Source organism: Martinezella tropici (genome assembly GCF_003287875.1).
In the GTDB taxonomy this organism is placed as follows: domain Bacteria; phylum Pseudomonadota; class Alphaproteobacteria; order Rhizobiales; family Rhizobiaceae; genus Rhizobium; species Rhizobium tropici_C.
Map to the genome: position 1 here is coordinate 177,797 of NZ_QMKK01000061.1, position 13,685 is coordinate 191,481.

Consider the following 13,685-nt stretch of genomic DNA (forward strand, 5'->3'; position numbering starts at 1 on the left):
AGTGAGCCAAGGGGGCGATAGTCATGGCAGTTCACGAGATCGGCAAAGGCTTGCGCAGCATGCCGTCGGACAGCAAGAGCATGGGGGACGACGAATATATTTCGTTTCGCGACGTCTGGCGTTTCGTGCAGCGCCATTGGCTGCTTTTTACCCTGTTCACCGCGCTCGGCCTTGGCGCCGGCGTCTTCTACATGGCCACAACCAAGCCGGTCTATCTGGCGACCACACGCCTCGTCATGGATCCGGATCAGGGACGCATCGTCTCGCAGGATGCATTCACCGGCACGGTCATCATCGAGGCCGCCGAAATTGCAAGCCAGGTCGAGATCGTCAAATCGGAAGCGATCGCGCGCGCCGTCGTCCAGAAACTCAACCTTACGGAAGATCCGGAAATCATAGGCGGCATGTCATGGCAGGCGAGCCTGCGCGACAAGATGCGCGCCATCGTCAATTATTTCAGGCATGGCGACGATGGCGCGAAGACGGAAACCAGTGACGACGTGATGCGCCGGACCATGGCGTCATTCCTTTCTCGGGTTTCCGTCAATCGCGTCGGCCAGTCCTATATTCTCGAGATCGGGTACAGCTCGGTCGATCCCAACAAGGCGGCGCAGGCGGCAAATGCCATTGCGAAAGCCTATATCAGCACCGGCCTGTCCGAACGCGCTTCCGCCGCGCAAAGCGGCGCCAGATGGCTGGAGACGCGCCTGATCGAAGTCGGCAGGCAGGCGCGTGAAGCATCCATGAGCGTGGAGGAATTTCGCGCCAAGAACGGCATCATGGAGATCAGCAACTCCTCATCCCTCGATCAGCAGCAATTGTCCGAGATCAGCAGCCAGGCCGTTGCTGCCAAGGCGCAGACCGCAGCCGAATCGGCCAAGCTCGAGACTCTCAACCAGCTCATGGGGGGCGGCAAGATCGAGGGGGATGTCGACGAGACGATGAACAATTCGCGCATACAGAAACTCCAGGAGGATCTCGGAGCAGCAACGACCAAGCTCAACAACCTGAGAAGCCGGTATGATGCCGACAATCCCGCCATCATTGCCGCCCAGCAGGAAATCGATCGGGTAAAGGGTGACATGCGCAAGGAGTTCGAGCGCATCCAGGCACTCTACAAGGCAAATCTGGATGTCGCCAAGACCCGCGAGAAGCTTCTGAGCGACGAGTTGACCTCATTGAAGGATGCCGGCACCGACAAGAATTTGGCGCGGGTGGAGCTGTCGGAGATGGAAAGCCGGGCCACCACCTATCGCCGGATGTATGAGAGCATATTGCAGCAGCTGATCGGCGCCCTGCAGAAGGAATCCTTTCCGCTTGGCAATGTTCGCGTCGTGACGGCTGCCGCGGTGCCGCTTTCGAAGACCTGGCCAAAATCCTCCTTCGTATTGCCTTTTACTGCCATGCTTGGCCTTGCGGCCGGTGTCATGGCGGCACTTTTGCGGGATGGCCTGGACCGGCGCGTCAGTTCCAGCGAGAAACTGCGGCGCGAATTGGGAATCAGCTCTCTCGGCCATGTTCCCGTCTATGTGAGCCCCTCGTTCCTCCCCGGAAGCATGGTGGCGGCGAATGCCACATGGCGGCGAACGATGCTGCCGCTCAGATCCGTGCTCGATACGCCCTATTCGCAATTTTCCGAGGCGCTGCGCGGCGTCAAGCATTCGATCGACTCCGCATTCCCGCCGAACGCGCCAATGGTGGTCGGCATCACCTCGGTCGGCACCGGCGAAGGCAAGACCACGATCGCCACCAATCTCGCCCAGCTCTACCAGCATGAAGGCGCATCCGTCGTGTTGATCGATGCCGACTTCCTCAATGCCCGACTGAGCTGCGTCGTGACCGAGTCCGGCACGGAATTCGGCATGGAGGCGCTGAGCATCAACGACGTGCCGCGCCGCTATGCCGTTGCCCAGGAGGGTGGCCTGCTTGTCGCGAAGGCCGATCACGAGCCCGAGGCGGGAATCGTGCACGGCCATGGTGGTGTTCCGGTCGTCACCGTCGACGAGACCGAAAAATCCGTCACCGCCTTCCAGCGCTATGGGCATCTGCCGGCGCTGAAAGCCGAGATTGACCTGCTGCGGCGGCAATACAAGGTCGTCATCGTCGATATGTCGGCTTTCGAGGATTCCGCCGATACCCGCGTCATCTGCACCTATCTCGAAGGTATCGTCGTGGTCGTCGGCCAGACGAACAAGATGACCGTCGAACGATTGTCGGATGCGCTTGCAAGCTTCGGCACGTCGGCGATCAATATCCTCGGCATCATCGCCAACCGCAGCTACGAGAAGCGCCGTCGCCAACCGACACGCCTCTGGCGCCGCAGGCAGGAGGGGCGCCCGCTGCGCGCGTCCGCAAGGCGCCTGACGGGTCACGCGACGAGCCGTCCCTTGAAGATCGCCATCGGCATTGCAAGCTCGGGCCGCCGCGATATCCTATCGTCCATTCTCCCGCATATCGCCAACCAGACGCGCAAGCCGGACGAGATCGTTGTCTGTCTGTCCTCACCGGAGGATATCGATCCAAGCTGCCTTCGGAATCTCGACATTCCGGTCCAGGTTCTGATCTCGGAGCGTGGCCTCTGCCGCCAGCGCAACAGGATTCTCGACAATGTGCAGGATGCCGATATCGTTCTGTTCCTTGACGACGATTTTCTGATGACCTCGACCTATGTCGAGGAGACGGAACGGCTGTTCCAGCGCCAGCCTGACGTTGCCATGTGCAGCGGCAAGGTCCTGGCGGACGGAATCACCGGGCCTGGTATCTCTGTTCGCGATGGCTTACGCTTGGTCGATGGCAAGCGCCGGCGGCGATCCGAGCCTGCCATGCAACTTCGGCCGATCTACAATGCCTATGGCTGCAACATGGCAATCCGCATGGCCATCGTCAGGGCCGCCGCTTTGCGCTTCGACGAGAACCTGCCTTTCTATGGCTGGCTTGAGGATGTCGATTTCAGCAGGCTGGTCGCCCATTATGGCCAGGTTGTCAGCGCCAGACAGCTGGAAGGCGTTCATCTCGGTACGAAGGGCGGCCGGGCCGGCGGCGTCCGTCTCGGCTATTCGCAGATCGCCAACCCGCTTTATCTCATGCGCAAGCGGACCATGAGCGTGCCGCAGGCGGCAGCGCAGATCGGCCGCAATCTCGTCGCCAATCTCATCAAGGTCTGGCGGCCGGAGCCCTGGGTTGATCGCAAGGGACGATTGAAGGGCAATGTTATCGCATTGCGCGATCTGCTCAAGGGCAGGCTGGCGCCACAGAATATCGAAGCGTTGGAATAGTGCGGTGGTACCTCCGTTTGGCCTTGATCGCGTCGTCGTCATCAATGATCGCTCCGTCCGGGTGGGCGGAGCATCCAATCTTGCGGTTCTTTCGGCCGATTTGCTGCAAAAAGCAGGGGTTGCGGTAACCTATTTCGCCGGCGATGACGCCGGCTCGGATCCACCAGCACCCGAAACTGTCAATCTGGCAGCGCGGCCGCTGATGCAGCAATCGCGTCTCGGTGCATTCGCCAGCGGCCTTTACAGCCGGCAAGCTCATGCCTCGCTGAAGGATCTTATTTCGCGCGTCGATACCGAAGGCACCATCTATCACGTCCATGGCTGGTCGAAGATCCTGTCGCCTTCGATCTTTCGCGCCCTGTGGCCCGTCCGTGAGCGCGTCGTCCTGCACGCTCACGACTATTTTCTCTCCTGTCCGAATGGAGGGTTCGCCAACTACCGCAAAAACCAGGTCTGCCCTCTGGCGCCGATGTCGATGGCATGTCTGACGACAAATTGCGACAAACGCGGCTATCACGAGAAGATCTGGCGATCCGCGCGTCATCTTGTGCGGGAGCACTACTATCCCGTCCGGCAGGTTGCCGCCAATATTGTGGTGGTCCATCAACGCATGCGCGATTATTTCGAGCGCGGGCAAGTACAGACGAGCAACATAGAAACGATCCGCAATCCGGTCGAACCCTTCCTCGCGCGTCCGACGGATCCATGGAAAAAGCGCGATTTCTTCTTCGTCGGCCGGCTTGAGCCGGAAAAGGGTTTCGAAGACGCGGCGATCGCGGCAAGGCTCGCCGGCGTCAAATTGCATATCATAGGTGATGGCGCCGGCCGGGCGCGCCTGGAGAAGGATTTTCCGGAGGTCATCATTCACGGCTGGAAATCCAAGGACGAGATGCGCGCCATTCTCGAGGAGGCGCGCGCGCTCGTCGTTTCGTCGCGGGTTCCTGAACCGTTCGGCCTGGCGGCTCTTGAAGCGGTGACAAGCGGCATACCCGTCATTCTACCCGACGCGGCACTTTTGGGTGAAGAGATTGCAATGCTTGGCTGTGGCCTTACCTTTCAAAGCGGCAAGGTGGAGACGCTCGCAAGCGGCATACGCAGGCTTGCCAGCGACGATATGCTACTCCGTTTGATGAGTGTGAATTGCATCCGCCGGTCTGGCGACCTGGCTCACACGCCGGCTTCATGGCTCGAGGCTCTGCTGAAGCTCTACGACGGCGTGCTGCAGCGCGCAAATACGGTCGGGATGCGCCCAGGGATTGTCATGGACACTGACATTCCGGCTGCGGGTCGGCTGATCGAGGAGAGGAGCTGACGCTTGTGGTTAGATGTGCGTTCTTCCCCTACGCCAATGGGACTAGCCCAATGCCCGCAGGGTCAATTGTCAATGATGAGGGCAGCTGGCAGCCTCTGAAAGAAGCATACGACTGGTTAGGGGTCCGAGCCATGTTATCGACTATTGACGGCGTTGCCCACGGCGAGAGAACTCGCCGCGACATGAAGCGGGCGGAACGGCTGGGCCGCTCCAAACGCATTGTCGACATTCTTCTTTCCGGAGCGGCATTGCTGTTTCTGGCGCCGGCGCTGCTCCTGATTACGATCATACTGCTCCTGGTCGATGGCCGGCCGATCATCTATCGCCACACACGCATCGGCCGCGACGGCCAGCCGTTCGAATGCCTGAAATTCCGCACGATGCGCAAGGATGCCGACCGGCAGCTGGCGGAGTTGCTAGCCCGCGACGAGAAACGGAGGCTGGAATGGCTGTCGACGCAGAAGCTGACGAGCGATCCGCGCGTTCATTGGTTCGGAAAATATCTGCGCATGAGCAGTGCCGACGAATTGCCTCAGTTGCTGAATGTCCAGCGCGGCGACATGAGCATGGTCGGACCTCGCCCCGTCGTCGCCTCGGAGCTCGAGCGCTACGGATCCGATCTCTATTGCTATCTGGGCCTGCGACCCGGCATCACCGGACTTTGGCAGGTCAGCCGCCGCGCCGACACCACCTATGAAGAGCGCGTTCAATTCGATGTGGATTATTTCCACAGCCGTTCAATGCGTACCGACTTCGCGATTCTCGTCAAAACCGCCGGTGTCGTCCTGCTCGCGCGCAATGAAAAAGAACGTCTCACCAAATGAAGAGCGCGGCTACAGCAACCCACACGATGACACAGAAGAGTACCAGTATCCACCGAAGGAGGTACTTCTGTCTCGATCTGCCCGGCTGTCCTGCGGCGACGGGATCATGGTTATCGTCTTTCATAAGGGGCTCTGCGTGGTGTTTCATAATGTTTGCCGGCAAGCTCCTCTTCTATTGCCGAGAATTTCGATCCGACCCTGGGGGTCAGGGTAGAAGTCTTCGTGAAATAAGATCGTATAATTCCGGCTTTCCCTGCTTACGGGCAGCGCTTCATGGCACGGAATCATGTCCTGAATGGGAACACTACACATTTTATCTGGTGCAAAACTGGATGAGACTATGCAACTTCTTGCTTTATTTCGCGAAAAATTCTTCATCAACTGGCCTGAAAACGAGTTTCGCCCCCTGTCCAGCCGCTGAGACGGTGCGCTGATGGACAATTTCCCGCTTCGCCGCAAGAGCGTTGGCTGGACTGGCCTGCGGCATTGGCTCCGCTCTCGCCTGCCATCGGTGGTCGGCGACGGAGCATCGACCCTCGTTTCGAAAATCGTCGCGCAGGTCGTCCAGCTCCTTATATTCCTCGTTGCCGCTCGCGTGCTGGAATCGGCGGAATTCGGCCTCTACGCCTTCAGCTCCGCCATCATGATCATGCTGGTCGTGATTGCGGAAGGCGGATGGGGCGAGTTCGTCATGAAGGCCGAATGCAGCGCGCGGGAGCTCGACCAGGTCGGCACGATTTCGATCATTGCCGGTATGCTCGTGACGATCGTCGGCCTCGCGGCTGCGGCCACTGCATGGCTCGTCTTTCGCCGCCCGCATGAAGCGGCGCTTCTGGTCCTCTTCAGCGGCTGGTTCTTGCCGTCATCGCTTTATGCCGTTTATGACGGGCTGCTGGTTGCCCGAGGTCTCCTGCGCCGGCAGGCGGTCATCCGGATGGCGAGCGAGATAGCCGGGCTTTGCTGCACCATGCTAGGACTGTGGTTGGGGTGGAGCATATTTTCACTCGTGGCCGGCCGGCTCATGTCGCAGCTGGTCTGCCTTGGCGCTTCCGCGGTCGTGCTCGGCTGGTTCCCCAGAATATATCTGACCTGGCCTCTTGCCCGCGAGATCCTCGAATTCTCGCGCCATATCCTGTCGAACCGGCTGATCGTCTTTCTGCGCTCCTATTCCGGAACATTGGCGATCGGCAGCTTTCTCGGGCTTGCGGAGGCGGGCTATTATCGTGTGGCGGAGCGCATCGTCGCGGCATTTTCCGAGCTCATCGGCGAGCCCGCGCGGATGCTTGCCTGGACGCTGTTTCGCCGATCGGCGATGGTGATGAGTTCGGACGGAAGGCCTGTTCGCGACGCCGGCGCAGCCGCGACGGTTTTCATGATGGTTCTCATGGCAATTTCCACGCCGATCTATCTCGGCCTCTCGCTGATTTCGTCCAATCTGATCGAGGTCGTGCTCGGTGACAAATGGGCACCGGCCGCCGTTCTGGTGGCTATCCTCTCCATGAAGCAGGTCCTGCTGACGCCGGGCTATGTGACCGAGGCCCTCCTGTCCTTGTCAGGCAATATCAGGCGCATGCCACCGACCTTGCTGCTCAACGCATTGGTTTCCGTCTCGCTCATTCTGCTTCTGGCGCCCTTCGGCGTCACGGCGGCGGCATGGGGCCAATGCGCGGCATCATTGATCTCCTTTTTGACCTCCATGCATCTGCAGAAAAATTATGGAGGCCTTGGTTGGGGGAAGGTCTTGCGCAAGAGTGGCTATGTCGTGGTCGCGATCGCCCTGATGGCGGCGGCGGTCTATGGGCTCGGCTATTTTGCCGAGACGCTCAGCATGCGGCGTATCCTGACCGTGCTGCTGCAGGTGGCCGCAGGCAGCGCGATCTACGCCTGCACGCTGCTCGCTTTGGAAAAGATATTCGGAGGCGCGGCCTCCATTCTACCGGTCAAGCGATAATGGCGGCGACCGGCTCGCACGGACAAGGAGGGAAATGATGGCAACATCGTTGTGGTCCAGTTCATCGTGGTCGAACCATGCGCGCACGGTCTTCAGGGGAGCGAAGCAAACCGCCGCCCACGGACTTTCGCCCCTCAGGCTCGCAAGAGGACGGCTGAACTACCTTTCCCCTTTTCCGCGACGATTTACCGGCGCCTATGGTTCTTACGACGCGGCCATGGCAGCCGCCCGCAGACGGGAGTTGGCCGGCTACGATCACAAGGAGATCGCAACCGTTGCCTTTGCCAAAATGTGTCAACTAACGCCGTGGGATTATCCGGTGCTGTTCTGGATTCGCAGCCTATTGCCAGAGATCGACGGCCTCATCGATGCGGGCGGGCATATGGGAACGAAATATCGCGCCTTCCGCCCGTTGCTGCCGCTGGAAGGCTCGTTTCGCTGGATTGTCTATGATCTACCCGCCATCGTTCATGCCGGACAGGATCTCGCTCAAAAGGAGGGCCTGACCGGTCTCGGTTTTGTCGAGCGGATCGAGGATGCGGGCGAGATGCCGTTGTTCCTCGGATCAGGGCTCATGCAATATCTCGATATGCCGCTGTCCGGCCTCCTGATGAAAATGCCCTCTCGGCCACGTCACCTGATCCTCAATAAAGTCGCGCTTCGCAAAGAAAGCACTGTCGTCACGCTTGAACGAATCGGCGGGTCGTACGTCCCCTACCACATGCGCAACGAGGCTGAATTCATCGCTGATATCACAAATCTCGGATACAGGCAGGTCGATCGCTGGTCCATTCCGTCCCTGTCGCACGCAATCGACACGCATCCCGAACTCGGACGCAGCGAAAGCGCCGGCTTTTATTTCCGGCTTGGGTAGCCTTGAAGGAGGGAGAGATCCAGTTCGCTGACGCGCGGCTTGCGCGCTTGCGCGGCCGCGTGCCTCTGCTTGAGGTGGTCGGCGAGCCGGATCGCCAAGGCAAGCAGCATCAACGTCGGATTGGCGTGGCCCGGCGTCGGAAACACGGAACTGCCTGCAATGAACAGGCCGTCGATGCCATGAACCATGGCATTGGTGTCGACGACGCTTGTTCGCGGATCGGTTCCCATGCGGGTCGTGCAGGACGGATGCGCCATGTCCATGAATTGCGCACCGGCATTCCCGCCCGCAACGATCCAATCCGGCAGTCGTGGTTTCGGCAGGCCGACACGGGTGAATTCATTCGAGATTGTCAGTGCAAGCCGCTTGACGCTGTCTATCTCGCGCGTACCGATCCTCCAGTCGATGCGTGCCAAGGGTTGGCCGAACGGATCGCACCGGTCCGCAAGGGTGATACGACTTTCGGAATCGAGCTGCTGTTCCACCATGACATCGAACCGCAATTCGATCGAACGATGCGGAAGTCCACGCTTACGGACAAGGCGATTATACAGTCCTGAGATGATCATGTCGGTCGATTTCGCGACCGCCAGCAGATCGCGCTTGACTGTCTTGCCCGCTCCCTTCGTCAAACGTTTCAGTGCCGCCCAGGGATCGTCATCGGCGTGGACTTGAACGGGATAGGCCGCGCAATTGGTGAGGCCTTCGCGCGCCTGCATTTCCGGGCTCAGGGACATGCCTCTGAGATAGAAGTGCGTCCGCCCGCCATGGCCAAGGCCGTAGAAATTGAAATGCCGCGCAATGGCGTCAATGTCACGCCCTGTGAAGCGACAGAGCGACGTACGGGGATGATCGCAGAGATAGCGTCCCACGATGCCGTGCGCGTTGCCTATGCCCGCAGACTGGGCGGAATTCGACGCAAGCAGGAGCCGTGCATTCTCGACGCCGCCGCCGCAAAGAATGACCGTATCCGCACGCACGCTTGCGCTCCGGCCGGTCGCGCTTTTGAGATCCAGCGAGGTCACTCGCCGGCCGGGGCTGTCGAGATTGATCTGGACCACCGTGGCATGCATCAGAAAATCTATATTCGTTGCCCTGATGTCGAGGGCAAGGCGATTGAAACGTGTCGGCTCGGCGCGCGGATGGCGCATATGACTGAATTGCCAGAAGAAGGGCCGCAGCAGCTGCGTGTCCAGACCGAGATCATCGGGACGCGAATGCAGCAGGCCAAGCAGGCTTTCATCATAGAGATTGGGCCCGAGATTGAGCAGCTCCCCGGCGCGGTCGAGGGCCGGCAGCAGTTCGCGACGATCGATCGGCCAGCCGGACAGCGGCAGCCAGGGCCGGTTGGCGAAGTCGATGTCATCGAAGGCGGCACATTTTCCGATCCATGTATGGCTGCTACCGCCAAGCATGCGATTTCGCAGCTCGAATGCCGGAATATCGTTCAGCCATGCCAGACTGCCATTATAGCCTCGCCCCTCCGGCGTACCCACCGCCGAAGCGGAAGGCTGCCCAATATTTTCGACGGCGTTCAACGCCTGGATCTCGGCTTCGTAATCGTGGCCACCGCTTTCGATGACGAGGACGCGGATCTGCGTATCGGCAAGCTCGCGCGCGATCGCAATGCCTGCCGGACCGCCGCCGATAATGGCGATATCTGCATATATTTCAATGCCATGTGGCATAGAGCTTAAGTCGCGGCTCATCATGGTCGTTTTCCATCCGCTTTTCCCGTTTTTACCAGTATCGCGAGCGCTCGGATAATTGTTCGATTGGCATAGGCGGGGATGACATCTACCGATTTCGGATAGGTGTTTTGATCGGTTGCGATGTTCTTTTTCAGTCGGAAAGCCATGCTGAAAATGGGTCGATCACACGCTAGGCTCTCCTGCAAATGCCGTGTTTCCTGGGGAGCGAAAACTATGGCCAAGGTTGGGTTACGCGAATGGTTGGCGCTCGCGCCGGTGTTTGCTTCTGGAAAACTGGCACGATACAGCGACGAGACCGGCGGTCCGCTGGGGCGTTTCGAGGCCGATTTCTGTACCAAGTTCGGCGTGCGGCATGCGCTGACGACAAGCAGCGGAACCGGGGCCTTGATTTCGGCCCTGGTGGCCGCTGGCGTCGGGCCTGGCGATGAGGTGCTTGTGCCGGCCTATACCTGGATCGCAACCGCTGCTGCGCCTCTGGCAGCCGGTGCTGTGCCCGTTCTGGTCGATGTCGACCATACGCTCACCATGGATCCGCAGGATATCCAGCGTAAGATCACGCCGCGGACCAGGGCAATCATTCCTGTCCATATGTCGAACATGGTCTGCGACATGGACAGCATCATGCGCATAGCCCGCGAGAATAATCTCGTCGTGATCGAAGATGCCTGTCAGGCTGTGGGGTTGCGTTACAAGACCAAGCGGGTCGGCACGATCGGCGATTTCGGAGCATTCAGCTTCAATCAATTCAAGAACATCAATTGCGGCGAGGGCGGTGCGGTCGTCACCAACGATGCGCGGCTGTTTGCACGCGCCCGCATGTATCACGACATCGGCTCCATGTTTCGCGGTCATCTCGACAATGCCAACGAGCCGCCCATGCTGGGCGTGAATTTCAAGGCAAGCCAGATCCAGGGGGCGATGCTGAACGTGCAGCTGAAGAAGCTTGATCCGATGATTGCCCGCATGCGCGAGCGTTATGACGTGATGAGCGAAATCTTTGCCAAGAATACGCGGCTGATGGTGGGTCCGCATAACGATGTCGGCAATGCGGCGGGGCTTCACGTCATCTTCGAGACCTCGGAAGAAGCAAAAAGATTCGCGGAGGAAAACAAGCGCGGCGTCTATCGGCTCTTCGATTCCAGCCGCCATGTCTACACCAACTGGCAACCGATCCTGCAGCAGCGCACCGGCCATCCGGCGATGAATCCGTTCCACTGGACAGATCGAAAAATCGAGTACACGCCGGACCTCTGCGCGCAGACGCTGGATATTCTGAAGCGCAGCTGCCGCATCAGTCTCGGAGAGAACTATCCCGTGGCGCTGGTTGCCCATATGGCGCGGCGCATGTCGCGACAGGCCAAATCCATACCTTCCAACCTCTTCTATGCAACAACCTAGCATGGAGAGTATCGGCCCTGACGTCATCGATGTCTGGAGTTGGAGCCTGGACGCGCCGCCGACCGAGTTCGACGCGTCCACCACATTGCTGTCCCTTGACGAACGCGCGCGGGCGGATCGCTTCATTCACGACCGCCACAGGCTTCGCTTCGTTGCGGCAAGAAGCGGGATGCGGCTGATACTGGGTCGCTATCTCGGCCTTCCGCCGCAAGCGATCCGCTTTACCTATGGCGATCACGGAAAGCCTTCCGTATCGGCTTGCGGCACTCTCCCGATTCACTTCAATCTCAGCCATAGCGCCGATCTGGCCGTTCTTGCCGTCTCCGATCGTTACGAGCTTGGCATCGACATCGAGGAAATCCGGTTCTTGAAGGAAGATGTCGCAAGACGCTTCTTCTCACGCAAGGAATACGAGACGCTCCGGTCTTTGCCGGCGGAGTGCTATCTGGATGGTTTCTATCGCTGCTGGACGCGCAAGGAGGCCTTTATCAAGGCGCATGGTGCCGGGCTGTCTCTGCCGCTGGATAGCTTCGACGTTACTGTCGACGGGTCGGCGGAACCGCGATTGGAACGACTGGAAGGGGAGCCGGACGCGCCGGCAAACTGGATCGTTTTGGAGCTTGCGACACCGATCAACTTTGCTGGTGCGATTGTCGCCTCGACTGGAGGACGCCGGCTTCGCCTGCGCTATCGCAGCGAGGCTGCAGGTCAGATGGTCAATCTGGCATCGAGAATGTAGCGGCCGCCCGTCGCATCGAAATGGTGGCAACCGTGCAGTCCAGCCTTGAAGCCGGGCGTTATGGTACGGATGCGGCGCTCGCGATAGTCGTCGAGCGTCAACGTTTCGATCTCCATGATGTTGAGCCCGTAACCATAGATGCCGTGCGCATTGTTCTGCGAGGGCCGCAGGAGCCTGCCGTCATGTTCGAAGATGCGGCCGGCGCCGCGCGCTTCCGTGCTGCCGATGACGACGGGATTCCGCTTGTGCGGCTTAATGCCGGTGAGCGCCGGTCCATCGACCTCGAACAGATAGAGCTCGCTGCAATGATCTTCGTAAGCATGAAAGTCCGACAAGTTGGTGAACAGCCACCATTTGCCGCCATGACGGATAAGGATGCTGTCCGCAGGCGATTGGCCTTCGAAGGCCGTGGCATGCAGTTCCCATTTCAACGGAAACTCGGAGCACCGCCAGATCTCCAGGCGCCGCGCCTGATGCGTTTCCGGTATCATGAAGATCTGATCGCCGTCGCGGAATATGAACGGATAGGAAAGATGATAGGGGCGCTCCAGCGCCACCCCGACCTGCGTGAGCGCATCGCCGTCGAAGCGGCCGACGGCGATATGCGCCTTGCGGTCGCCGCGGGCATAGGCCTCGTAGAACAGGTAGCATTTGCCTTCGTGCTCGAAGAGAAACGGATCGGCCTTGATGCTGTTGTCGGAAGGAGGGATCTCGACCGCCTCGCTCGGATCGAAATCATCGATCTGACCGTGCCCCGTATAGAGGGTCCATATGGCGGAATCGGAATGGAGTCTCGCCTTGATCGATCTGAATGCCTTGGCGGAGACCGAACCTGCGACGATGCAGCCGTAGCGAACGAGGTCCCCGTATGATGGCGCATGCGCCTCGGTGGCCTCGACAAAGGCGGGCGGATTGAACTGTCTGGTGTCGGCAAGCCGCGCCAACTCGCGCAATAGAAGTGTCACGCTTCGCTCCCGCACGAAGGCGCTCAATCTCGCCGCGCTGGGCTTGATATTGAATGCCGCCCTTGCAATCTCCCGCTTATCGGCCTTGCCGCCGCATCTTGCATAGAGAGCGATTTCCGCGGTCGGAGCACGTGCCAGAACCTCCGCATATCCGAACCAATCCGCTTCGGCGGATTGCTGGTCGGAGAAATTGAAAGCCCATTCTCCGAAAGGCAGGGCGGCAATTGCCTCGTCCGCCATCCCTTTCGGGGTCGTGCGGATGACAAGGTCAAGCTTCAGACGGCGCAGCATTGCCCCGGTGATGGTGTCGGTGGCACACCTCTTGTCGCCGTCGGCGTCGTAGCAATCAATAAAATGGCGGTGGCTATGGAAATATTTCGGCGAGTAGGCCGGTTGGCGCGCAAGGGTGCCGGCCTCCAGCCTTGCGCCCCAGGATAACAGCTTCGATGTCGTGCCATCCTCGAATGGATCGGGATGGGGGAAGACCGCGGCGAGTTCCAGAGAGGGTTCCGCCAGGATTCGATCCAGGATCATCAGCTCCCAATTCTCGAGCGCACGTCCGCGCGCGACAAGGATGCCGATCCTCAATGGCTTGGTCTCGTTCATCATTGCTTCCCTTTATGGCTCGCATCCTT

Annotated in this window: 9 protein-coding genes; 7 read left to right on the plus strand and 2 right to left on the minus strand. The window is 59.7% G+C overall.

Annotation, left to right across the window (positions count from 1 at the left end; all coding sequences use genetic code 11):
- The first annotated feature begins 23 nt into the window (after positions 1–23).
- The 5 genes from DQ393_RS31855 (at position 24) to DQ393_RS31875 (ending at position 8,236) form a co-directional block, all read left to right on the plus strand.
- Entirely contained in the window at positions 24–3,275 is a 3,252-nt protein-coding gene (locus DQ393_RS31855) for a Wzz/FepE/Etk N-terminal domain-containing protein (protein WP_112345665.1), read from the plus strand.
- 4 nt (positions 3,276–3,279) lie between these two features.
- Positions 3,280–4,587 (plus strand): glycosyltransferase family 4 protein, encoded by a 1,308-nt coding sequence (locus tag DQ393_RS31860; RefSeq protein ID WP_245430532.1) that lies wholly within the window; start codon positions 3,280–3,282, stop codon positions 4,585–4,587.
- 131 nt (positions 4,588–4,718) lie between these two features.
- The gene (locus tag DQ393_RS31865; RefSeq protein WP_112345667.1) at positions 4,719–5,411 is read left to right on the plus strand and encodes a sugar transferase; all 693 of its coding nucleotides are present in this window, start codon (positions 4,719–4,721) and stop codon (positions 5,409–5,411) included.
- Between the two features lie 433 nt (positions 5,412–5,844).
- On the plus strand, positions 5,845–7,362 hold the full coding sequence (locus DQ393_RS31870) for an oligosaccharide flippase family protein (RefSeq protein WP_112345668.1): 1,518 nt from the start codon (positions 5,845–5,847) through the stop codon (positions 7,360–7,362).
- A 34-nt stretch (positions 7,363–7,396) separates the two neighbouring features.
- The gene (locus DQ393_RS31875) at positions 7,397–8,236 is read left to right on the plus strand and encodes a methyltransferase, TIGR04325 family (RefSeq protein ID WP_245430533.1); all 840 of its coding nucleotides are present in this window, start codon (positions 7,397–7,399) and stop codon (positions 8,234–8,236) included.
- Here the strand turns inward: DQ393_RS31875 and DQ393_RS31880 are convergent.
- Entirely contained in the window at positions 8,218–9,948 is a 1,731-nt protein-coding gene (locus DQ393_RS31880; RefSeq protein ID WP_112345670.1) for a GMC oxidoreductase, read from the minus strand. The two genes, DQ393_RS31875 and DQ393_RS31880, sit on opposite strands and share 19 nt — an antisense overlap.
- A gap of 213 nt (positions 9,949–10,161) precedes the next feature.
- Here DQ393_RS31880 and DQ393_RS31885 point away from each other — a divergent pair, with 213 nt between their 5' ends.
- Both DQ393_RS31885 and DQ393_RS31890 read left to right on the plus strand, forming a co-directional pair.
- Complete coding sequence (locus tag DQ393_RS31885; protein ID WP_112345671.1) at positions 10,162–11,346, plus strand: DegT/DnrJ/EryC1/StrS family aminotransferase; 1,185 nt, start codon at positions 10,162–10,164, stop codon at positions 11,344–11,346.
- 1 nt (position 11,347) lies between these two features.
- A complete protein-coding gene (locus DQ393_RS31890) occupies positions 11,348–12,085 on the plus strand; it encodes a 4'-phosphopantetheinyl transferase family protein (protein WP_112345672.1) in 738 nt (245 codons plus the stop codon).
- Here DQ393_RS31890 and DQ393_RS31895 read toward each other — a convergent pair.
- Positions 12,055–13,659 (minus strand): glucosamine inositolphosphorylceramide transferase family protein, encoded by a 1,605-nt coding sequence (locus DQ393_RS31895; RefSeq protein WP_112345673.1) that lies wholly within the window; start codon positions 13,657–13,659, stop codon positions 12,055–12,057. The genes DQ393_RS31890 and DQ393_RS31895 overlap by 31 nt on opposite strands.
- Positions 13,660–13,685: the final 26 nt, after the last annotated feature.